The sequence below is a fragment of the Shewanella sp. OMA3-2 genome (assembly GCF_021513195.1).
GTDB lineage: Bacteria > Pseudomonadota > Gammaproteobacteria > Enterobacterales > Shewanellaceae > Shewanella.
In genome coordinates, this window is the sequence record NZ_CP090974.1 from 160,247 (window position 1) to 183,196 (window position 22,950).

A 22,950-nucleotide genomic window follows, 5' to 3' on the forward strand; every position below is an offset into this window, starting at 1 on the left:
ATGTCTAAACAGTCCCATGCCTAACTTTATTGTTGGTCTTACTGGCGGCATCGGCAGTGGTAAAACCACCGTTGCTAATTTATTTGCAGATTTAGGCATCACTTTAGTTGATGCTGACATTGTCGCCAGACAAGTCGTTGAACCCAACTCAAGCGGTTTGCAACACATTATCCAACATTTCGGTACTGAAATATGCTTGGCTGATGGTTCCTTAAATCGCAGCAAGTTAAGGGACATTATTTTTAACCAACCAGAACAGCGCGACTGGTTAAATGCCTTATTACACCCAATGATCCGTAATACTATGTTACAGCAGGTAGAAGAGGCTGTATCTGACTATGTCATTTTGGTTGCTCCCTTGCTATTTGAGAATGGGTTAGATAAGTTAGTCAATACAACTTTAGTTGTGGATATTTCGCCTGAGTTGCAAATTTCAAGGACGAAAAAACGTGATAGTGTGGCTTTTTCGCAAGTTGAAAAAATTATTCAAAGCCAAATATCGCGTCAACAGCGATTATCTCTAGCCGATGATATCATTGATAATCAAGGAGAGTTAAACGTGCTTCGGGACAAAGTCGCTTTGTTACATCACAAATATTTGAAATTGGCGAAAACATTCAACTCTGATGACTGAACTTATATACGAACAACCACTCAATGAAAAAATTCGTAGCTATCTACGGTTAGAATACCTGTCGACACAATTACAGCGTAATTTAACCCAAGATCATCAACATCGCTGTTTTTATCCCCTTTTTTCACTTTGTGAATTAACCGACCGTTGTGACTACCGTTCCGATATATTAAAAGATATCGACCGCCATATGGTTATGTTGTCAAAATGGCTCGAATTGTCCCATGTTGATAAATTACAAATTAATGAGTTGATTGATCGTTTAGTACAAGCAAAAGCACAATTACAAACCTCAGACCGCATTGGCACCCATCTTAAAAAGGATAAATTCATTTCTGCTTTACGACAGCGTTTTGGAATGCCCGGAGCTTGCTGTAATTTTGATTTACCTCAATTACACTTTTGGTTAGCGAAACCATGGAAAGAACGTCAAATTGATCTTCAATGTTGGATTGATCAATTTCAACCACTGCTTACCCCAATCAACTTATTGCTCGAACTTATTCGCAGTACTGCAGAGTTTTGTCCTACTGAAACCAAGGCAGGTTTTTATCAAGGTGATAGCGGCCAACCACTTGCGTTAATTCGCGTTAAAGTTGACGTATCTCAAGGATGCTATCCAACCATTAGTGGCCACCGTAACCGTTACGCCATTCACTTTGTTGATTTTGACCAACAGCGCCATACAGATAAAACAATTCAATTCTTGCTGGCTACTTGCAGCTAAACCTTTTAAGATCTTGCAGAATCTTACTTCATCATTCAAGTATCTAAATTATGCCACTGACTGTTAATTGCCCCATCTGTAAAACCCAAGTTGAATGGGTAGCGGAATCTAAATTTAAACCCTTTTGCAGTGAGCGCTGTAAATTGATCGACCTAGGTGACTGGGCTGATGAAAAACATGTGATTCCAGTTACGACGCCACTAGATCCAGATATGTATGATGACCTAGGTTATGACGAATTGGGTTTAAATGAATCCTCTTTCTTTAAAGAAGACTAACTCTACCTAAGCGATATTGGAATACACATTATGCAAAAGCGAATACATGTGGCCGTAGGTGTCATCATTAACCAAGATAATCATATTTTATTGGCTAAAAGGCTCGGACACCTTCACCAAGGCGGTAAATGGGAGTTTCCAGGGGTAAAGTGGAAACAAATGAAACAGTCACTGAAGCATTAATTAGAGAGCTTAAAGAAGAAGTCAATTTAGATATAACCACTTCAACTCCTTTCATGGATATTAGCCATGACTACCCCGACAAGCATGTCAGATTAGATATTCACTTAGTGACCGAGTTTTCGAACCAAGCTAAAGGTTTAGAAGGACAGCAGATACAGTGGGTGCCAATAAATCACATTCAACAATTTGATTTTCCAGAAGCGAATCAAGCAATTGTTGATAAAATTTTAGCTGAATTAATCTGATGTGATATATGGCCAGATGCTTTAAGATAAATTCTTCTTCTACTGGTTCGAAGTCATCCACACCTTCAATAATGTCGCTTTTTATAGCCTCGTTCACATTGACCTATTTAACCCGTTATAAATAACAGGCATAAAAAATGCCGGTCAAACCGGCATAATTAACTAGACTAAGTTGTGATTAATCTTGGTTACAAATCTAGCGCCAATATTTTTGAGCGACGTTGATAATTATACAACTGCTTTTTCTTACCGGTAATGCTTCCACTTCAACAATGTTGAAGCCATGCTCTAAAAACCAGTGAATACTACGAGTCGTTAAGGCAAATAGACGTGAATAACCACGTACACGTGCCTGGCCAATAATATTGTTTAACAACACACTACCACGGTCTGCATCACGATAATCAGGGTGAACAACTAAGCAGGCAAACTCACCGGCATTATCTTCTTCAAATGGGTATAACGCCGCACAGCCGATAACTAAGTTATCGCGTTCGATTAGCATAAACTGTTCAATTTCCATTTCTAATTGTTCGCGTGAGCGACGCACAAGAATGCCTTGCTCTTCTAATGGACGAATAAGGTTCAATACCCCACCAATGTCACTAATCGTCGCACGACGTAAACGCTCAGCACTTTCTGTGACTATTTGGGTACCTATACCTTCACGTGAGAACAACTCTTGTAGCAGGGCACCATCATCTAAATAACTGACTAAATGACAACGGGGTACGCCGTTACGGCAGGCATCAATGCTCGCTCTAATGAACGCAGTAGTTGCAGTGCATGATGAACCATTTTGTTCCATTAGCTCAAGCTGTTGTTGAGCTTGATTTGGCATCAATTCAGCGATCGCATTGCCGTTTTCATCTAACAACCCGTTTGTTTCGCTAAAACCAATAATTTTATCTGCTTTTAATTTTACAGCGACTTGAGTTGCCACTTCTTCTGCCGTTAAATTAAAACTTTCGCCAGTAACAGAAGCTGCTATCGGTCCCATTAAAATAATACAATTACTTTCTAACTGACGTTTCAAACCTTGGCTGTCGATACGGCGTACTTTGCCACTTAAACAAAAATCAACACCATCATCTACCCCTAAAGGCTGCGCAATCACAAAATTACCGCAGACTAAGTTGATTTGCGCATTTTGCATTGGCGTATTGCCAAGGCTCATAGATAGGCGCGCGATAATATCAAACTGCACTGCTCCGGCAACTTGTTTAATAACCTTTAGTGTATCTTCATCTGTGATACGCACACCATTGTGATACGCAGGCTCAATGCCCGCAGCCTGAAGGCCAATATCTATTTGCGGCCTAGCACCATAAACCAGAACAATTTTAATCCCGAGAGAATGTAATAGCGCCACATCATTCAAAATGCCGCGAAAATGATTATTCGCTAGCGCTTCCCCACCTAACATCACCACAAACGTTTTACCGCGGTGGGCATTAACATATGGAGCAGAATGACGAAATCCATCAACCAGTTCTGTAGTTCTCACAGGCAAATTCACCTCATTAAATAATTAAGTTTCGATATTGCGATGCAAAGTTATTCCTAGCCATCACACTTTATGCGATATTATTGCATTTTAATTCACTATAAAAGCATTTATTTTCACTTAGGGTAAAATAAAAATATGCTAACAAGTGTAAAAACTTTAAGACAGCAATTAAATTAAACCCTTTAAGTCATTAGTATAGCGTACTTTATTGCAGGCATAAAAAAAGCCCCAATAAAGGGGCTTTTTAAAAGAGTCACAAATCAATTACTTGATTTTAGCTTCTTTGTACATAACGTGCTGACGAATAACAGGATCAAATTTCATGATTTCCATTTTCTCAGGCATATTACGCTTATTTTTTTCAGTAGTGTAGAAGTGACCAGTTTTAGCACTAGAGACTAACTTGATCTTCTCACGATTACCTTTAGATTTAGCCATTTTCTATTATACCTTTTCGCCACGAGCACGAAGTTCTTTAACAACAACTTCAATGCCTCTTTTGTCGATAATACGGATACCTTTAGTAGATACACGTAGTTGCACGAAGCGTTTTTCTTCTTCTAACCAAAAACGGTGGTTTTGTAGGTTAGGTAAAAAACGACGACGAGTCGAATTTTTAGCGTGCGAACGGTTGTTACCAACCATAGGCTTCTTGCCAGTTACTTGGCATACTCTTGACATGTCAATCTTCTCCAAAACAAATTTTTAACGCTCGAGCATTAATGTGCCTCGTATGGCCGTCGCCCGAGGCACAAAGAGGGCGCATTTTATACACGATTAGCTATATAAGATCAAGTAGTGATTAACACATCCATCCTCGCTCAGCGAAGGATACTATCTCTTTATCACCCACAACCATATGATCTAACAAAGAAACATCGATAGTTTCTAATGCAATTTTTATTCGCTCAGTTATTCGCCGATCAGCTTGGCTGGGCTCTGCAATGCCTGATGGATGGTTGTGGCATACTATTACAGCCGCGGCGTTTTTTTCCAACACTAAGCTCACCACCTCACGGGGGTAAACCGAGGCTGCATTAATAGTGCCGCGGAATAATTCTACAAATTGAATGACTCTATGTTGGTTATCCAACAATAGTAAGGCGAACACTTCATAGGATCGGTCCGCTAATTGTCTCATTAAATAGTCTCGAGTTAAATCAGGATTTGTCAAAATTTGCCCTTTTTGTAGATTTTCTCGTGCAATTCGCTTAGAAATCTCCGCTGCGGCCTGTAATTGGGCATATTTTACCGGCCCAATACCGGCAATTTTACATATTTGCTGTTTAGGCGCTGAAAATAATTTACGCAACCCGCCAAATTGCGTAATCAATTGACGTGATAAATCCAATGCATTTTGCCCCGCTAAGCCATTACGTAAAATCACCGCTAATAATTCAGCATCAGTTAATTGACCTGCCCCATTAAGTAATAGTTTTTCTCGCGGTCCTTCACCTTGCGGCCAATCTTTAATCGCCATAAACAGTCCTTGTTTTTAATCGGATAAAATCTGTTCAAATAATTTATTGTCATCACAGTATGGTCGAATATTTTGATAATGGATCTTCACCCACTTTTGATTGCTTTGTGGTATCGTTAGCCGCATTACGATTTGAAGCGAATTTTATCCATGCTGACAGATAAGAAAGTGTTATTAGGTATTGGTGGTGGCATTGCGGCATATAAAAGTGCCGATCTTATTCGCCGCCTAAAAGAGCGTGGCGCTGATGTGCGCGTTATCATGACTCAAAGCGCAATGGAGTTTATCACTCCTTTAACCATTCAGGCTTTATCTGGCCATCCTGTAGCAGCCGATTTACTTGACCCTGCAGCAGAAGCCGCGATGGGGCATATTGAATTAGCGCGCTGGGCTGACGTTGTAATATTAGCACCTGCCACAGCAAATTTAATCGCCCGCATTAATGCCGGTATGGCGGATGATTTACTGACCACGACCTGCCTAGCAACAAGCGCACCGGTGATTATTTGCCCAGCGATGAATCAACAGATGTATCAAAATGTCGCCACCCAAGAAAATCTAGCGCATTTAACCAGAAAAGGCTTTACCCTTTGGGGACCAGCATCCGGAAGCCAGGCCTGCGGTGAAGTGGGTCCAGGGCGGATACTTGAGCCATTAGCAATAGCTGAGTTATTAGTGCAGTTTTTTGCCCCTAAATTACTTGCGGGTAAAAAACTGTTGTTAACGGCTGGCCCCACCCGTGAAGCCATTGATCCTGTAAGATACATTTCCAACCATAGCTCGGGGAAAATGGGCTTTGCTTTAGCGCAAGCAGCAACAGAAATGGGCGCTGAAGTGACCTTGGTTTCTGGGCCCGTTAATTTGACTACCCCAGCGAATGTTTGTCGTATTGATATAGAGTCAGCCGAGCAAATGCTCACTGCTGTTATGGCGAATCTTAGTCAGCAAGATATTTTTATTGGTTGTGCCGCGGTGGCGGACTATCGTATCGCTGATATCGCCACTGAGAAAATGAAAAAATCGGCTGATAAAATGCAACTGTCTATGGTGCAAAACCCCGATATACTCGCCAATGTAGCAGCTTTGCCAAACAAACCTTTTACCGTTGGTTTTGCGGCAGAAACAAGTAATGTTGAACAATATGCCCGTGGCAAGCTTGAGCGTAAAAAACTGGATATGATTGCCGCCAATGATGTGTCTATTCAAGGCTTAGGCTTTAATGCCGATAATAATGCACTACAGGTATTTTGGCATGATGGGCAACATTCATTACCCGCAACAGATAAACTCTCGTTAGCGCGCCAACTACTGACTTTAATCAATCAACAATTACCGACAACATGAAAACACCTATTGAACTAAAAATTTTAGATTCTCGTATTGGCAGTGAATTTCCACTGCCGGCCTATGCCACCCAGGCAGCGCTGGCATGGACTTACGTGCCATGATAGACACGACTATGGTGATTGCCGCGGGTGAAACCGTGTTAATTCCAACTGGTATAGCCATTCATGTTGCAGACCCAAGTCTGGCAGCAATGATATTGCCACGCTCAGGATTAGGTCATAAACATGGCATTGTATTAGGCAATTTAGTCGGTTTAATTGATTCTGATTACCAAGGCCCTTTGATGGTGTCTTGCTGGAATCGAAGTTCGACAGCTTTCACGATAGAAATCGGCGATCGTTTAGCACAATTAGTGTTTGTCCCTGTCGTACAGGCGCAATTTACGCTAGTAGATGAATTTAATCACTCAGATCGTGGTGAAGGCGGATTTGGTCATTCTGGCACCAAATAATCCACATTAGCAGTCACTGAGTCAAGGAACATAAGAATGGCGGAAAGCCCTAAAATCAATCGTCGTGAACACATTTTACAATGTTTAGCTCAGATGTTAGAAACCAGCCCAGGTCAACGCATTACCACAGCCAAACTGGCTGCTGAAGTCGGGGTGTCAGAAGCGGCACTTTATCGCCATTTCCCGAGTAAGGCGCGCATGTTTGAAGGCTTAATTGAGTTTATCGAAGATGCAATTTTATCACGTTTAAACATCATCATGGACGAAGAGAAAGACACCATGAAGCGCTGCCAATTGGTATTACACCTTTTATTGGTATTTTCTGAGCGCAACCCAGGCATTTCACGAGTGCTTAATGGTGATGCATTACTGGGCGAGAACGAGCGTCTACGCAGCAGAATAAGTGTGCTTTTCTCTAAGATAGAAACGCAAATTAAACAGATCCTCCGTGAAAAAACAGTGCGTGAAGGTCATGGGTTTAATTTAGATGAAGCCATTTTGGCCAATCTGCTGTTAGCTTTTGCTGAAGGGCGAATTTCGCAATTTGTGCGCAGTGAGTTTAAGCAAAAACCCACGTTACACTTTGACGAACAATGGACATTTATTCAGCAACAACTACTGCGTAGTTAAGTCACGACTTTTAATTTTAATCGTAATATAATGATAATATTAACGAATATTTATTGATGTACTGGGCATATGACATGTAAATATGCCTTAGTGATTTCAAGGACAAATACACACAAGGATGAATATGCAATATTATCGATTTTTTCTACTTTTTTTATGGTTACTCTCCCCCCTTACATACAGTAATACTGTTACTGAACTATTCAGTAAGAGTGCCCAATATGCTCAAGTAAAACTATCACCCACGGGTGAATTTCTTAGTGCTATCACTAGTTATGACGACAAAAGTGTCTTAGTGATTATGGAAAGTCAATCCAAAAAACTAATCCATATGGTCCACTTTGCTGACAACGCTCAAGTAGGCCATTACGAATGGGTTAATGATGAACGCATAGTCCTGCAAAAAGTTTACTTAAAAGGCTGGAGTGATCACCCGTTATATTATGGCGAATTATTTGCTGTAAACGCCGATGGTTCAAGGGAAGTGTATTTATTTGGTTACAACAGTGGTCAAATGCAAACAGGTTCTCATATTAAAAAAAATACAGCCATGAGCGCTTCTGCGTACATTCTTGACCCTTTGATTGATGATAAAAAGTACATGTTAGTCAATACCATTCCTTGGAATAGCACTCAAGGTATTGAAGCCTTCCAAACCGTCTACAGGGTCAATGTTTATAATGGCAAAAGAAAGCGTGAACTTGTTGCTCCTATAGGACGTACGCGCTTTCTAACTAATCACAATGGTGAGGTTAAATTTGCATCAGGTGAAGACCAAAATTATAAAACTAAGCTTTTTTATCGCAACAACGGTGATTGGATAGACAGCGATAAACTGAATATCGACTTAACCGACGTTAGCCCAATATCATTCGCTGAGAATGATAAAATCATTTATGCATTGGGCCGCGAAAGCGATCAAACTCAAGGTATCTATAAAATCAATCTTACTACAGGTGAAAGCCTAAAAGTGATACAAGATCCTAAAGTAGACCCTAATCAAGTTTGGATTAATAAATCAAATCATCAGTTATATGCTGTTGAGCTATTTGATGGCTATCCAACCTACGCCTTTGTTAATCCTGACGACAGTCACAGTAAGATCTTAAAACAGCTAATTGCAGCATTACCAGGCCATCATGTGCAGTTAGTCAGTGGAACCCGTGATGCCAGCAAATTCATTATTAAAGCATCAAATGATCGCAACCCAGGTGATTACTATCAGTTTGATAATAAATCCCTAAAGCTGGAATACTTAGTATCTAGTCGTTCATGGCTTAATCCGGATCTAATGGCAGAAGTTAAACCAATTTCTTTTACTAACCGAGATGGTCAGATCATTTCTGGCTACATCACCCTTCCCTATGGCAAACAAGCCAAAGACTTGCCATTAGTGGTTAACCCTCATGGTGGACCACATGGGGTGCGAGATTGGTGGGAGTTCGATCCTCAAAACCAAATGTTAGCCCACGAAGGCATAGCCGTACTACAAATTAACTTTAGAGGTTCAGGTGGTTATGGACTGGCTTTTGAAGAGGCTGGTTACCTGAAGTGGGGCTCAGATACTCAATATGACATTATTGATGGTACAAAGTATCTTATTGAACAAGGCATGGTAGATAAAGCTAGAATTTGTATTGTGGGCGGCAGTTTTGGTGGCTATAGCGCATTGCAAAGTTCTATACTCGCACCCGATTTATTCAAGTGTGCAATCGGTTTTGCTGGGGTATATGACCTCGAATTGATGTTTAACGAAGGCGATATTGCAGATACACGCTCAGGCACTAGCTATTTAAAACAAGTATTAGGCCAGGATCCTCAAGTATTAAAAGCAATGTCACCTGCGTTAAACGTGGATAAATTGACAGCAAAATTAATGCTAGTTCATGGTGGTAAGGATGATAGAGCACCTATTGAGCAACTTGAATCATTAGAAAATGGGTTAAAACAACTAAATTATCCCTATGAAAAACTAGTAATGGATGATGAAGGCCATGGTTTTTATAACGATAAACACCGTGCTAAGTATTACCAAAGAATGCTTAACTTCCTCAAAGAGAACCTAAACGTAAAATAGCAGAAACTTTAGCATTTACACACAACCAGCCGATACCTGACTAAAAGGGTCGGCTTTTTTATGCCAGCAATATTAATTTAGCTCAAACCACGTTATTATCGCCGTCCAGCTGCAGTTAGCAGCCCACTCACTTTTAGCGTACACTTTAGTGATACTTGTTGTAGGAGAATATGATGGCACTATCTGAAACCGCCAAGAAAGTTCAAGCCGCATTAGCTGACAGAGGGCTTGAAACCCCTATGCTGCCACAAACCTCTACACCAGAAGAGCGCAAAGTTAAAATTGAGCATCATATGCGTGAAATTCTAACCCTAATGTCGTTAGATTTAACCGATGACAGCCTAGCAGATACACCACGCCGTATCGCCAAAATGTATGTCGATGAGATTTTTTCAGGCCTTGATTACCAAAACTTTCCCAAAATCACTGTCATTGAAAATAAAATGGGCGTTGATGAAATGGTGCGCGTGCAAGACATCAGTTTAACCAGTACCTGTGAGCATCATTTAGTCACCATTGATGGCTTTGCAACTGTGGCCTATTTACCCCGAACTAAGATTATCGGCTTGTCCAAAATTAACCGTATAGTGCGATTTTTTGCACAGCGCCCGCAAGTACAAGAACGCCTAACTCAACAAGTATTAGTGGCATTACAAACCTTGCTTGAAACCAAAGATGTCGCGGTAAAAGTCGATGCGGTGCATTACTGCGTTAAATCCCGTGGCGTGATGGACTCAACCAGCTCAACCACCACTACAGCATTAGGGGGTATTTTCAAATCAAACCCTGCTACTCGCGCTGAGTTTTTACATCTAGTAAAATAGCTTTTAGCTTATTGCCAAGCGAATAAAAACGCAGCCAACTAGGGCTGCGTTTTTGTTTATAATCAATAGCAAAGATGCATAAGCAAAAAATTAAATCCCGTACTGCTGACGATAAGCACTCACTGATGCTAACTCGGTTTCCATGCCCGATTTTTCAGAGAGATAATTAATCAAATCAGCTAATTTAATAATCGACACAATCTGACAGCCAAAATCGCGTTCAACTTCTTGAATAGCAGACAATTCGCCCTTACCTTTCTCTTGACGATCAAGCGCAATCAATACCCCAGCAAGCTGTGCATTATGGGCATTAATGATTTCCATCGACTCACGAATAGCGGTACCAGCGGTGATCACATCATCAACCAACATCACCTTGCCTTTAAGCTCACTGCCTACCAAGCTGCCACCTTCGCCGTGAGTCTTTGCTTCTTTACGGTTAAAACAATAAGGAATATCAACATCATGGTGATCGCAAAGAGCAACGGCTGTAGTAGTCGCAATGGGAATGCCTTTATAAGCTGGGCCAAACAACAAATCAAACCCGATACCTGAATCAATTAAAGCGGCAGCGTAAAAACGTCCCAAACGGGCTAAATCTTTGCCGGTATTAAATAATCCAGCATTAAAAAAGTACGGACTAGTACGGCCAGATTTTAAGGTGAACTCGCCAAAGCGCAATACTTGGCGTTCTAGGGCAAATTCAATAAACTCACGTTGATAAGCTTTCACTTTCATTCCTCTATAATCAAATTTTAGATTAAAAAAAGGACCACAATAGGTCCTAATTTTTCGACAGCATATTAACTTAATGCGGCTTTCTGTACATCGACAATTTCACGAATACTGTTTTTAGCCAAACCAAGTAATTCTAGTAACTCTTCATGACTGAATGGCTCACCTTCTGCAGTCCCTTGAATTTCAATTATTTTACCTGTTTCTGTCATCACAACATTCATATCGGTTTCAGCAGCACTGTCTTCAATGTATTCTAAATCACTGATCGCTTCGCCCTTATAAATACCCACACTTACCGCAGCAATTAAAAACTTCAGTGGGTTAGCTTTAATAATGCCTTTACCACGTGCCCAATTAAGCGCATCAACTAATGCCACACAGGCCCCTGTAATAGCAGCGGTACGTGTACCGCCATCTGCTTGAATCACATCACAATCGATAACTAGAGTGTTTTCACCTAACAGCTTCATATCAACTGCAGCACGTAATGAACGACCGATTAGGCGTTGAATTTCTTGTGTACGACCTGATTGCTTACCACGTGCCGCTTCACGGTCCATACGGCTATGGGTTGAACGCGGTAACATGCCATATTCAGCCGTTACCCAACCTTGTCCCTGGCCTTTCAAAAAGCGCGGTACACCTTCAGTAAAACTGGCGGTACAAAGTACTTTAGTATCACCAAACTCAACCAACACAGAACCTTCCGCATGGGCAGTAAAGTTACGGGTAATAGTAATAGGGCGAGTTTGAGCGGGTGTACGATTGCTTGGGCGCATGAAAAGTCCTGTAGTCGAATTCGTATTTAATTTGGGACAATATTATAGTCGCATAAGCTTACATATGCCATGTAAAGGCATCATTGTGTGAACGAATCCTTTAACCCCTTGTGATAAAACGGCTATAATCGAAAATCAAATTGGTTAATATCATATAGGACACTTCATGATCCAAAGCATGACAGCCTACGCTCGTATCGAGCATAAAGCAGATTGGGGCACCGCCTCATGGGAAATTCGTTCGGTAAATCAGCGTTATTTAGAAACCTACTTACGCTTGCCAGAACAATTCCGTAGCTTCGAGCCCGTGCTACGTGATCGCCTGCGTAAACGTTTGAACCGCGGCAAAGTGGAAGTTAACCTACGTTATGAATTAGCCGACAGCAGCAGTAATGCTTTGCAGTTAAATCAAGATCTAGCCAAACAATTACTTGATGCAGCCAATTGGTTAAAGCAAGAAGCTGGACAAGGCGAATTGAGCCTTACCGACGTATTACGTTGGCCTGGTGTGTTAGCCTCAGCGGAACAAGACATGGACAGCATAGGCGCAGAGTTAATGAAAGCGTTTGACAGCGCCATCGATCAATTCATTGAAGCCCGCGGCCGTGAAGGTTCAGCTATTAAAGATATGCTATTAAGTCGTTTAGATGGCGTGACCGAACAAATCAAAGTAGTACGCGATCATATGCCTACCGTCATGCTATATCAGCGTGAGAAACTGACTAATCGCTTAGCCGAAATCTCTGGCGAACTCGATCCCGCTCGTATCGAGCAAGAAATGGTTCTACTGGCGCAAAAACAAGATGTGGCCGAAGAGATGGATCGCCTTGAAGCACACGTTACCGAAGCCTGCAGAATTCTTAAAAAAGGTGGCAGCGAAGGTCGTCGCTTAGACTTTATGATGCAAGAATTTAACCGTGAATCAAATACTTTAGCGTCTAAATCAATCAGTGCAGAAATCACTTCTGCTGCGGTTGAGCTAAAAGTGCTTATCGAACAAATGCGCGAGCAGATCCAAAACGTAGAATAAGGTCCATCTAGGTCCAGATATGCAGTATAACCATTGTTTTAAAAGGATTTATACTTAACCTCAATCCATAGAGGTTCCAAAGATACCCACCAATTTCTCGAACTAACTGGTGGGTAATATGGTGAGTATGCTAGTATCTAGTCAATGTGTAGTGGTGGGTAAAATACCCACCCTTATAATTGGCTGGAGAACTAGAGCTAATGGGGAAATTAACCGCAAAGGAAGTAGCAGCAAAATCCAAGGGAGAGCCTGGTCGATTCGCCGATGGTGAAGGTCTGTATTTTGTTGTACCCAAATCCGGCAAAGCGTTTTGGATGCTCCGCTACACGGCCAACAATAAACGCAAAGAAATGACACTAGCCAAATACAGTGATCTTTCTCTTGCTGATGCTCGTGCCGACGCTGCAATTAAAATGAAGCAGTTTCGAGATGGCTTAGATCCTCTTGTCGCTAAGAAACGCGCCGAACAAGCCGAAATTAAAACCGTCGATGACCTCTTCGCCGATTGGCATATCGGTAACGTTAAAAGACTCAAACACCACGAAATCCCCGAACGCATCTACCGCAAAGACATTGCGCCACATATAGGCACCTTTAACGTCAATAGCGTCAACGCTAGGGACATAAGAGAAGTATTGAAGGCCATTGCCGCTACTGGCCGTCCAGCGATCGCTAACGACGCTCTGATGTACTGTAAACAACTTTTCAATCACGGCATAAAACTGGATTTGCTTGGTGCAAATCCAGCGAGTGCATTCTCTGTTACTGATGCTGGTGGCGTGGAAAAAAGCAAAGACAGAGCATTAACCATCGAAGAGCTCACTCAGTTCTTTCATACGGCACGAGACAACAAAGACAGTTTTAGCCGTGACAATTATCTAGCTTGTGCATTACTGGTTACATTGGGTATTAGGAAGACTGAATTAGCAGAAGCGCCATGGAAGGAATTTGATTTAGAAAAGCAGGTTTGGAACTTATCGAAAGAGCGCAGTAAATCAGGTGTTGGCATTGTTATTCCATTACCTGAAGTTGTCATGAGCTGGATACAAGAGTTAAAGGTTAGAGCTTGTGGATCTGAGTATGTGTTTCCTAGCAGACGTTCAAGCAAGAACCCACACATGGGTAGAGATACTCTAAACCGTGCCATAACCAAACTATTCGGCCATGAACCTGGTAAGAAAAAGCAGCCGCCCAACGCGATGGGTGATATGGCCCACTTCACCGTTCACGACTTACGCCGCACTTGTCGTACTTTATTAGCCAAGCAAGGCACACTAGGGCATGTAGCAGAGCGTTGCCTGAATCATAAGCTTAAAGGTGTAGAAGGGATTTATAACCAGCATGATTATTTTGAAGAGCGAAAAGAAGCTATCAATACATTATCCAACTCATTACAGACTATGATTAACAACTAAAACTAATAATAATGAGAATTATTACAGATAATTAAGGAGATACTGATGTTATACAAAAACGAATTCGGTGCTGATTTTGACTTAGGATTTAACTTAAGCGATTACCCTTATCTTAAAGATAAAAGCTGGCACAACGATGTTAGTCCAAGCTTTTACTTTAGCATTGGGCCACAGCACTACGTCTTATGGGTTGATCATGCTTACCCTGCCGAACGTGAAGACTCAAACAGTCGTTACTTAATCCAAGAAGCCACAAACGAAGGTAATGAAACACATCCAGAAATATACAGCTCTGACGGTGACATAGTATTTGAAGGCGAACGGTTCATAGATGTGAGTAACTTTTTAAGAAGCCTTAAGTGTCATCAAGGCAATATTATTAGTTAAGGCATTGATTAAAAAATATCGTTGTGACTTATAGTCTGTGGATTTCTAAAGCAAGATATAAGAAGATCAAATCTGAACCAGTATAAAGGAGATACGAAATGAAAGAATTACAAATACAAGATCTTCCCTATGAAGAGTCTTACCTTGGGTTTGATATTTATATTGAGCCTAATCCAGATAATTATCGTGATGGTTTTTGTTGGTCAATCAGTAAAGTCGAACAAGAGCACAATTCTGGGCTCGAATTTGACATACATATTGCACTAAAAACCGCATACGAAGCCGTGGAAAATGAAATCAATGCAGAAACCTAATTTTTAGATACATCAATATTTAACTGAATTTGAAGTGATTCGATAAATTCTATTTGAGTAATTCCCAAAGCTAAAACTATCGTCTCCAATGAGTCTAAAGTAATATTTCGAATACCACGCTCTACGCCTGATATGTAAGTCCTATCTATACCAGACTGTCTCGCTAACTGCTCTTGGCTTAAACCGGCTTCAAGACGAAAATCTCTCAACACTAATGCAGTTGCCTGTCTCAAAATCAAATTTATACTCCTTATCTATATTAGCTGTAATCAACTACGTTGAACAATTCATCGGTTAACTCAGTCAATTGGTGATTTTTAACATAAGCTTCAAGTAACTTAATAGGATCTTGATAATGGCAATATATCGTTGGATACAGCTCACCAAGACAATCAGTCTCAGCCGTTACTATTACTCCCCGCTCAGCTACATGCGCGGCTTTGAGCTCTCCACTCCCACCCGGAAATACGAAATGATTAGATACAGAAGCATTTACACCTTCTAGAAGAGATACCGCTTTCTGATAATAAAATTGCTTCACAAGATCTGACCACCCAGGGGCTGTATTAGGTGAGTTCGCTTCATAGTACTTAGCATCTACAACAGCAAACCTATTAGACTCAGGAAATTTAAGTACAGTATCTGTTCTCTGGCCTTTCTGGGCTACAGGGATAAACTTATCATCTATTGTTTGATATACAGGAACTGGTAATTTATTATTTACGGCGTACTTTCCAACTAGGCACTCATCTAGCATCAACTCCCACATATGGTGAAATTTTCGAACACCAATTAACACCTTACTTGCATTAGAGCCTTTTTGAACACGAAGATATTGAATTAGACTTTTAATTAAAAACATATCTCGTTCAGAGTAGGTAACCTGAAGCTCACGCTGTAAGTAAGCAATTTGTACTTCAATACTACCTAACGGCTTTGATAAGAGCTCAAGTCGTTCATCAAAATAACTAGATACCCCTAGCCAAAGCACTCCGTAGTTACTGAATAATTCTTTGATGACTTGAGCATGAATCTTTGCTGTTTCACAATTTGAAATATAACGAGATCGAGAAGCAAAAAAGTCGAGATATATCGGACCATTTTCAGTTGGATAAGAAGTGCTTCGAGCAATTGTTCGTGCCCAATTAACTTTACCAGAATTAATAGTCTTTTCTTTTACACGACGAACATACAAGCCATTTGAACGATAATCATCGAGTAGCGAAGTAGCCAACGTGAATGATCTTCCCCCGATAACTTCATCGCCATTCTCTTGCGCGTAAATAGCACTGTCTTTATTCTGATAATATTTCAACAACGCTTGGATAAGTAGGTGACTAGATACGTCCAATTTTATATTTGAAGTATTATAATTTCGAGGAAAAAAAACAGCTAAACCATCGCAATAAGATACTACTCCACAAAAATTCACCTTGAGCATATCAGGTGCAATCAGACCTAAAGTGCGCATCTCATCCAATAGAGTTTTTGGAATATTTTTATCGGATAAAAAAATGCGGTCAGATAAATAAAGTATATTATTTTTCAGCATCTTGTGATGCCTCAGCTACCTCAACTTTCATGCCCTTTGCTTCGACTTCTCTTTCTATAGCAGAACTAAACACAGCAGAGCCTTGGATATAAGCTCGAGAAAGAGTTCCAAATGTTTTATAAGTTGAAGAAAATACTTTATGTGGCCCTAAGTGACGTAATACGTCATCCCAAAGATAAACAAATAACTTACTATTTAGCACTAATTTTGCTGAGTCTGAGTCAATCAGCTCTGTAGGGCTTAAGAAAAATGGTCCTATCAAGCGATCTTCTGTAACACCTGTTTCGATTAAAACATCATTAATGCTTTGAGCTAATTTAGGCCACTCAATTGAAAATTGGCCATTAGCAGTTTGAATATATATTAAAGTATTAGGAACAGCTGGATTTGCAAAATTAATTTCCAGATATTCAAAACTCCAACGTCGCTTGAATGCAGTATCCAATGGCATTACAGCCTGATCACTGCTGTTCATAGTTGCAAGAATTGATAAATTCGCGGGGATTTCTAACTGTTTTAACTCGGAAATGCCTGCAACTCGCAGTTGGTCGTTGATATGCGTAAGCATATCAGGATCTGCAGCATCAATTTTATAAGTACTTTCCCCTGTTGTATTTCTATCGAGTAACTGAAATAACTCACCAAATACAGCTGCTGCAGGAGCGCGATTGATTTCTTCGATAACTAAACAGATATGAGTATCTGGATGAGCTTTAGCTTTCACTAAGGCATTAGTAAATGGGCCAGGGCGAAAGAGATAAGTAACACCAGAATTACCTTCATTTTCTTTTAAAATATGAGGTTTTAAAGCACCAACAAAGTCGCTGTACTGCGTGTCAGGATGAAAAACAGTAACAATTTTTTCAGCAACTTTATATTCTTCTGTATGAATTCTGTGACTCTTACCAGTTCCAGGAGCACCATAGAAAATTTTATTAGTAGCCCCCTTAAAATCAGGTCCAATAGATAGTATGGATGACCTAAAAAATATCTCAGTGCCACTTCGAATAATAGACATCTTTGGCCACAGAGGTGCAATAAGCGCAGATAAAGCAACAATTGATGCATCTGTATCTAATAAGCCTTTCTTTATATGAACATATTGATTTAGCAACGTTGAGTAGTGAACAGGCTTTTCAATATATTGATTATTACCAGATACTGGCGTCTTACTCAGAAGAAATGCATCTACAATACTACCCCATCCAATGAATCTAACCGTCGACTTACTACCTAGTAATGAGTCAACTTTGCCTTTTAAAGCTAAGGTTAAAATAATCATGAAAAGTAGGTCATCTGCTGAAGAAGATCTAAATACATAAGGGAGCTTAGCACTATATTTATCGGCTAGTGTTTGGTATGCGGTAGGATTCCGTGAAAAAGCATAAATTAAGTCACCTAGCATACTAGAGCTAGCATCAGGAACAGGTAAGGCTTTTAATATAATGGAGCACATAAAATCATCATCCGAACGATATTTCTTCCCTTTTTTAGGGTCTTGATTAATTATGTTCTTCCCACCTAGTCGGTTTTTATCTGAACGGAAAACATCAAAAAAATTATCACGACTATAATGATCTAACACATCTAATACTGGATTCGATGGTGAACTACTGTTAATCAATTTATCGAAATCAACTGCTGAAGATGTAGAACTTTTTACTTGACGAAAAATATCCATATAGAGAGTAAGCAGCGAAACTAGAGGCTGAAGCTTTAATGCATATAAAAAGTAATGGCTTGGAATATAGCAATGATTGTTGTTGCCAGAAACATCAACTCGTGCTGAGTGCTCAAATACTTCAATATCTAAATCCAGCAATTCAAAAGCTCGTTTTGCCTCATCATCAAACTTAATCTCATCAAACCGCCATCCTGCTTCTGGTTCATTTTTAAACCAATTACCAACCATATTTAATACTGAAAGCATAATTATCTCTTGCCTTGATATAAAGTGTAACTGTTAAATGAGGGGCCGATTAATCGTGCTTAATCCATAAGCTGCGAGAAACGGTTTGACGAAGATTTTCTATTAGCTTCTTATTTGTTTCAGAAAACTGTCCATTCTCAAACTCGCCTAAAAAGAATAAGAACTCAGCCAATGGTTTAGACTCAACTTCGGATAGATGCCTAAGTAAAGGATGTTCATTATTTAATGTTATGTAATGGTCATCTTCATAACCAGGCTCCCAGAGCGATCCATCTGACGTTTTACCAATACGAATATCTATATTCTCAATCATAGGCGCAACAATACGGATTTTTTGCAAATGCTCTCCACGCCCTGAGCACAAGATACGAAACTCTAATAGCGCATTAAATATAATAGCCAATGCATCACTAAAACCTGCTCGATAGATGTTGTAACGATCAGAAATGACATTACCAAACATATCGGTATTGTCTTGACCAACATCTTCGCTGCCGGAAATGATATCAAACTCCTTTCTTACTTCACGCGGCATAAAAATTCGAGCATATTTTTTACCTTGATGCTGAAGCGCCTCTGCAACTTTATCACTAGAGAACTCAAAATTATCAAGCCCCAAAATATCTGCAATTTCATAGGTCATACGGCTGGTGGCCGAATTTCTTGTTAAGTGATTTTTAAGCCACTCTTCTAACACTGAAACCTGTTTTTTTAAATCTCCATTAGGAAGATTTTTAACCTCAATACCTAAAGTGTCTTCGAAAGATGCATACTCGAGAAATACGATTGAACTTGCCGCGACGTGATAAACATAATCTGTCACTATTTGATCAGACTCGTTAAAAATACGGTTAAACAAATCAATTGGCAGAGGGATTCGATTCTGCCAAAAAATCAGCCCATCAACTCGATACTTAGAACTCTTTTCATTCAAATAACGTTTAAAATCAGATAGATCGTATTGATAACTCATTAATCTTCCTCTGCATCTGGCAGTTCTATACTCAGGTAACGCAATGTTTGGCTTACTTTTTGTCTAAACCCCTTTAAGGTATGTTGATTGGTTTCTGAGAACTCACCGTGCTCTGCATTTGACAAGCTCCATAGAAGCATATCAAGAGCTTTCATAGCTTCAACATTATCCTTACAGACGTTATACATTTTATGAAAATATGGATGTGACTTACCTAGCGTTACACATGTATTACCTTCCTCATCACATGAAGGTTCCCATAAGTCACCACCAATTAAAGATTCTTCCTCATGAACTCGAACGGTTCTATCATCATAGACTCGGATACCCTCAATGACAGTAGGTTCCATTTGATTCTGATTGCGAATAGTAACAATGTCACCATCAACCTTAATATCCGAATTTTTAGTGCTCTTTTTATGTTTATCAATCGCCTTGTCTGCGGGTCCGTGAACACGGTTTGTTGACGCTGAGATTAAACGAACTTGGTCTTTAAGGAGCTCCTGTCTCCATGGAGAAATTAATCGTTTTAATTCATCTCGAATTTCAATAGGAATAATAACTCTACTCTTTCTAAAATCGATATTAAAAACATCATCAAGCTCATGGCTAAAATTTAGTTCTACTCGAAGCCGAGTTATCTTACTTTCCTTCTTATACATTCGATGCGGCCAGCCATCATGCCATATCAAGCGGCCCTCCCGATAGATGTAAAGCCCTTGATTATCAAGGCTATATCTCGCATAGTCTCTTTCGCTAGAATCAAGTTCATTCTGAGACGGGATAATGGCGCCTTTCACAGTAAAAGATAAAATTTTATTTGCTACCTCAATTGGAACCGTTTTCTCCCTTAACACCCGAGAACGAACCCCTTTAGTTGAGTTGTTTAATTCAGAACATAGTGGATCCCAACCTTTTAAGTTAAATACTGGTGCATCCACGACCTTCATTGAAATAGTAACGTCTCCAGAATTTAAAAATTTAAAGAATACTGCGCTAAGCTCTGAAGATAGTTCTTTACCTAGAGACTTTATCTCTTCTCGCATTTGTTTATCACTGCCCATTTTGACTAAACGATCGATATTCTCCCAAATAATCATCGTTCCATTGGGCTCTTTAAAATCAGTTAGCGCATCATAATCATCGTAATACAGGCTAGGGTCAGGGGTTTCAAGCTCCCAGCGATCAGACGTAATAATTTTATCTATATCCCAAGCGCGGCCTTCATTACGTCCATCTTGATGAGTCAACACTACTAGGCGACGGCAAAATGCTGTTGATGCTGTTTTAAGCCCCATTCCAAATTTGCCTAAAGACTTAGGGTTAGTTCGTCTTGGAGAGCCATAGCGCATAGCACTTTTCAACTGTTGTTGAGACATGCCATCCCCATTATCAGTGATTATTACCCTAAATTCCCCCATCAAATACTGAAGCTCAACTTCTACTTTGGTAGCGTTTGCTGCAATTGAATTATCAATGATGTCTGCAAATGCAGCTTCTTTTGTATAACCGGTATCTCGGAGGCTCTCGACCAATCTAGCCGCTGATGGACGAAAGTCATCTTCCTCTGGCAAATCTATCTTTTGATTCATGATTCTAACGCTTCCAAATATGCAAGCATGATTTGCTTGTCTGTTTCTTTATCATCAGTAACTGAAACGACTCGTTCACTAAGCTGCTGCTTTAAACGAAGACGCTCATCAATTTTTTCTTCTATGGTATTGGCATAGAACATGTAGTAGACATCTACAACTTGCTCTTGGCCATTTCTCCACGCCCTAGCAGTGGCTTGTTCTTCAAGGGCCGGATTCCACTGCCGACTGTAATGGATCACATTTGTTGCGGCCGTAATATTGAATCCCATTCCAGCTGTTTTAGGATGTAAAAGTAATACGTCGAAACCATCCGATGCAGAGAAGTCGTCGATTAAGGGTTGTCGCTCTTCATTAGGCGTTCTTCCATCAATAATGCCAGGTGAAACTTTATATCTTTCTTTGATAGCATCTTGGATTAAATCAATCGCCTTATGGAATGTCGCAAAGATGATCACTTTACCTTTAGCATTAGCAATTTTGTCGAGTTGAAGAATTAACAATTCAAATTTTGCACTATTGGCCTTGAGCGATCTCACATCACGGCTAATCGATGAATCAAGCAAAGCTGGATGAGCGGTAAACTGCTGCAGCTTATTAATCAAAGGCAGAATCCCACCAGCACCATTAGCTGCATCATTTTTCATTTCATCAATGATCAAGTCATAGCCGATAGTTTCTTTTTCGCTAAGCGATACTGCAGTATGGATATCTAACCTTTCAGGCAATTGTTTTAAGACATCTTTTTTCATTCGCCGTAATGTAATTTGTCGAAGACTATTTTCGAGTTCATCCAAATTTTTATTTAACGTGTCAGCTATATTTGAATCAACATAGGTACTTTTGAAATCTTTTTCAGTTCCAAGGAAACCAGTGAACACTAAGTCAGACAATGCCCATGCATCCATCAGACTGTTTTCAACAGGAGTTCCCGACATTGCAACAATAACACCGACGTCTAGACGCCTAGCTGAAAGTGAACGACCTGATTTAGGATTCTTTAACATGCTAGCTTCATCAAACAATGCAAGGTCGAAGTATATTTCTTCAAACATAGTAATGTCAGAAGACATAGTGCTGTATGGCGTAATAATCACGTTGTAATTATCGAATGCAGAAACGACACCTCTCCTTTGATTACCGTAATGAAGATATGGAGTAATACTAGGTGCAAAAAACCTAAATTCCCGAACCCAGTTATCGATAAGAGGATTTGGAACAACAATAAGAATTTTACTTTTAGGGTTCTTTTCTAACACATCGCAACATAAAGCAATGACTTGGGCTGTTTTCCCTAGCCCCATATCGTCTGCTAAAATTGTACCCACTGCATTTTCGGCACAAAAACTGAGCCAATTAACACCAGCTTCTTGGTATGGATAAAGTGATTGAACAAACAGTTTTTTGTGGTGAGATTCTTTTTGTTGATTAGTTCTTAGTTGCTCAATAAGATCAGAAGGAATTTCAATAATTAGCCCCTCTTGAAAAAGGGTGCGAAGAAGTTTAATTAGTTTAGATAAAGATAAATCACCGAATGCAGCTTCCAAGCATTCATTTATCCTTGAGCTAACAAAACAAACTCGGCCTTCGTCTGGAATAAAGTAGCCATACTTTACTAAAGCATTAGTTTGCTTCACATCCAAAGGTCGGTCTCTAAAATGTAGAGTAAAATTAGGTATAGGCGCAAGCTCAAACACAAATTGTATTTGAGCAGGACGTTTCGAAATAACAAATTCGGTATCGATTCCATCAGATAAAGCAGAGAATCTTCCAAGTCTAAATACAGCCTCTGGAGCTACCACCTTACCTTTTTCTTCAATTATGCCTTCATTGATCTTGTAGCTCATTTACAAT

General features: G+C 40.0%; 22 protein-coding genes and 3 pseudogenes. 13 read left to right on the top strand and 12 right to left on the bottom strand.

The features are described from left to right. Positions 1 to 16: 16 nt before the first annotated feature. The 4 genes and pseudogenes from coaE to mutT all read left to right on the top strand — a co-directional run bounded on the left by coaE (position 17) and on the right by mutT (position 2,067). Positions 17 to 634: a dephospho-CoA kinase gene (coaE, locus tag L0B17_RS00680; protein WP_235086904.1), complete on the top strand. Its 618-nt coding sequence runs from the start codon at positions 17 to 19 to the stop codon at positions 632 to 634. Further along, a complete protein-coding gene (gene zapD / locus L0B17_RS00685; protein WP_235086906.1) occupies positions 627 to 1,361 on the top strand; it encodes a cell division protein ZapD in 735 nt (244 codons plus the stop codon). The genes coaE and zapD overlap by 8 nt, the downstream gene beginning before the upstream one ends. 50 nt (positions 1,362 to 1,411) lie before the next feature. Next, the gene (yacG, locus tag L0B17_RS00690; protein ID WP_235086908.1) at positions 1,412 to 1,639 is read left to right on the top strand and encodes a DNA gyrase inhibitor YacG; all 228 of its coding nucleotides are present in this window, start codon (positions 1,412 to 1,414) and stop codon (positions 1,637 to 1,639) included. Between the two features lie 30 nt (positions 1,640 to 1,669). Continuing rightward, positions 1,670 to 2,067 (top strand): annotated as a pseudogene (gene mutT, locus L0B17_RS00695) (8-oxo-dGTP diphosphatase MutT). Positions 2,068 to 2,255: 188 nt separating this feature from the next. On the opposite strand, the pseudogene argA reads toward mutT, so the two are convergent. The 4 genes and pseudogenes from argA to radC all read right to left on the bottom strand — a co-directional run bounded on the left by argA (position 2,256) and on the right by radC (position 5,057). Then, positions 2,256 to 3,574 (bottom strand): annotated as a pseudogene (argA, locus tag L0B17_RS00700) (amino-acid N-acetyltransferase). Positions 3,575 to 3,841: 267 nt separating this feature from the next. Beyond that, the gene (rpmG, locus tag L0B17_RS00705) at positions 3,842 to 4,015 is read right to left on the bottom strand and encodes a 50S ribosomal protein L33 (protein WP_226411801.1); all 174 of its coding nucleotides are present in this window, start codon (positions 4,013 to 4,015) and stop codon (positions 3,842 to 3,844) included. 6 nt (positions 4,016 to 4,021) lie between these two features. Then, positions 4,022 to 4,258, bottom strand: coding sequence for a 50S ribosomal protein L28 (gene rpmB / locus L0B17_RS00710; RefSeq protein ID WP_235086910.1), 237 nt, complete (start codon positions 4,256 to 4,258; stop codon positions 4,022 to 4,024). Positions 4,259 to 4,379: 121 nt separating this feature from the next. Next, the gene (radC, locus tag L0B17_RS00715; protein WP_235086911.1) at positions 4,380 to 5,057 is read right to left on the bottom strand and encodes a RadC family protein; all 678 of its coding nucleotides are present in this window, start codon (positions 5,055 to 5,057) and stop codon (positions 4,380 to 4,382) included. Between the two features lie 150 nt (positions 5,058 to 5,207). Between radC and coaBC the strand changes: the two genes are divergently transcribed. From coaBC to folE, 5 genes and pseudogenes are all read left to right on the top strand, one after another. Further along, positions 5,208 to 6,401, top strand: a complete 1,194-nt coding sequence (gene coaBC / locus L0B17_RS00720) for a bifunctional phosphopantothenoylcysteine decarboxylase/phosphopantothenate--cysteine ligase CoaBC (RefSeq protein WP_235086913.1) — start codon at positions 5,208 to 5,210, stop codon at positions 6,399 to 6,401. Next, positions 6,398 to 6,855: pseudogene (gene dut, locus L0B17_RS00725) on the top strand (dUTP diphosphatase). The gene coaBC and the pseudogene dut overlap by 4 nt, the downstream one beginning before the upstream one ends. Positions 6,856 to 6,891: 36 nt before the next feature. Then, positions 6,892 to 7,485 (top strand): nucleoid occlusion factor SlmA, encoded by a 594-nt coding sequence (gene slmA, locus L0B17_RS00730; protein WP_235086915.1) that lies wholly within the window; start codon positions 6,892 to 6,894, stop codon positions 7,483 to 7,485. Positions 7,486 to 7,609: 124 nt separating this feature from the next. Next, entirely contained in the window at positions 7,610 to 9,562 is a 1,953-nt protein-coding gene (locus tag L0B17_RS00735) for an alpha/beta hydrolase family protein (protein WP_235086917.1), read from the top strand. 173 nt (positions 9,563 to 9,735) lie between these two features. Further along, complete coding sequence (gene folE, locus L0B17_RS00740) at positions 9,736 to 10,386, top strand: GTP cyclohydrolase I FolE (RefSeq protein ID WP_235089949.1); 651 nt, start codon at positions 9,736 to 9,738, stop codon at positions 10,384 to 10,386. Between the two features lie 90 nt (positions 10,387 to 10,476). Here folE and pyrE read toward each other — a convergent pair whose 3' ends face one another. Then, entirely contained in the window at positions 10,477 to 11,118 is a 642-nt protein-coding gene (pyrE, locus tag L0B17_RS00745) for an orotate phosphoribosyltransferase (RefSeq protein WP_235086918.1), read from the bottom strand. Between the two features lie 71 nt (positions 11,119 to 11,189). Beyond that, complete coding sequence (rph, locus tag L0B17_RS00750; protein WP_226411819.1) at positions 11,190 to 11,903, bottom strand: ribonuclease PH; 714 nt, start codon at positions 11,901 to 11,903, stop codon at positions 11,190 to 11,192. Between the two features lie 166 nt (positions 11,904 to 12,069). On the opposite strand from rph, the gene L0B17_RS00755 reads away from it, so the two are divergent. The 4 genes from L0B17_RS00755 (at position 12,070) to L0B17_RS00770 (ending at position 15,049) form a co-directional block, all read left to right on the top strand. Continuing rightward, entirely contained in the window at positions 12,070 to 12,933 is an 864-nt protein-coding gene (locus tag L0B17_RS00755; RefSeq protein WP_235086920.1) for a YicC/YloC family endoribonuclease, read from the top strand. 200 nt (positions 12,934 to 13,133) lie between these two features. Beyond that, entirely contained in the window at positions 13,134 to 14,348 is a 1,215-nt protein-coding gene (locus tag L0B17_RS00760; protein WP_235086922.1) for a tyrosine-type recombinase/integrase, read from the top strand. Positions 14,349 to 14,393: 45 nt separating this feature from the next. Continuing rightward, positions 14,394 to 14,735 (top strand): hypothetical protein, encoded by a 342-nt coding sequence (locus tag L0B17_RS00765; RefSeq protein WP_235086924.1) that lies wholly within the window; start codon positions 14,394 to 14,396, stop codon positions 14,733 to 14,735. A gap of 98 nt (positions 14,736 to 14,833) precedes the next feature. Continuing rightward, positions 14,834 to 15,049: a hypothetical protein gene (locus tag L0B17_RS00770; protein ID WP_235086926.1), complete on the top strand. Its 216-nt coding sequence runs from the start codon at positions 14,834 to 14,836 to the stop codon at positions 15,047 to 15,049. On the opposite strand, the gene L0B17_RS00775 is transcribed toward L0B17_RS00770, so the two are convergent. From L0B17_RS00775 to L0B17_RS00800, 6 genes are read right to left on the bottom strand one after another with little or no spacing between them, the layout of a single operon-like run. Next, the gene (locus tag L0B17_RS00775; protein WP_235086927.1) at positions 15,046 to 15,288 is read right to left on the bottom strand and encodes a helix-turn-helix domain-containing protein; all 243 of its coding nucleotides are present in this window, start codon (positions 15,286 to 15,288) and stop codon (positions 15,046 to 15,048) included. The two genes, L0B17_RS00770 and L0B17_RS00775, sit on opposite strands and share 4 nt — an antisense overlap. 20 nt (positions 15,289 to 15,308) lie before the next feature. Continuing rightward, a complete protein-coding gene (locus L0B17_RS00780) occupies positions 15,309 to 16,601 on the bottom strand; it encodes an LlaJI family restriction endonuclease (RefSeq protein ID WP_235086928.1) in 1,293 nt (430 codons plus the stop codon). Next, entirely contained in the window at positions 16,588 to 18,531 is a 1,944-nt protein-coding gene (locus tag L0B17_RS00785; protein WP_235086930.1) for an AAA family ATPase, read from the bottom strand. The genes L0B17_RS00780 and L0B17_RS00785 overlap by 14 nt, the downstream gene beginning before the upstream one ends. A 49-nt stretch (positions 18,532 to 18,580) precedes the next feature. Then, positions 18,581 to 19,504 (bottom strand): hypothetical protein, encoded by a 924-nt coding sequence (locus tag L0B17_RS00790; protein WP_235086931.1) that lies wholly within the window; start codon positions 19,502 to 19,504, stop codon positions 18,581 to 18,583. Further along, positions 19,504 to 21,096: an ATP-binding protein gene (locus L0B17_RS00795; protein WP_235086932.1), complete on the bottom strand. Its 1,593-nt coding sequence runs from the start codon at positions 21,094 to 21,096 to the stop codon at positions 19,504 to 19,506. The genes L0B17_RS00790 and L0B17_RS00795 overlap by 1 nt, the downstream gene beginning before the upstream one ends. Next, positions 21,093 to 22,943, bottom strand: coding sequence for a DEAD/DEAH box helicase (locus tag L0B17_RS00800; RefSeq protein WP_235086933.1), 1,851 nt, complete (start codon positions 22,941 to 22,943; stop codon positions 21,093 to 21,095). The genes L0B17_RS00795 and L0B17_RS00800 overlap by 4 nt, the downstream gene beginning before the upstream one ends. Positions 22,944 to 22,950: the final 7 nt, after the last annotated feature.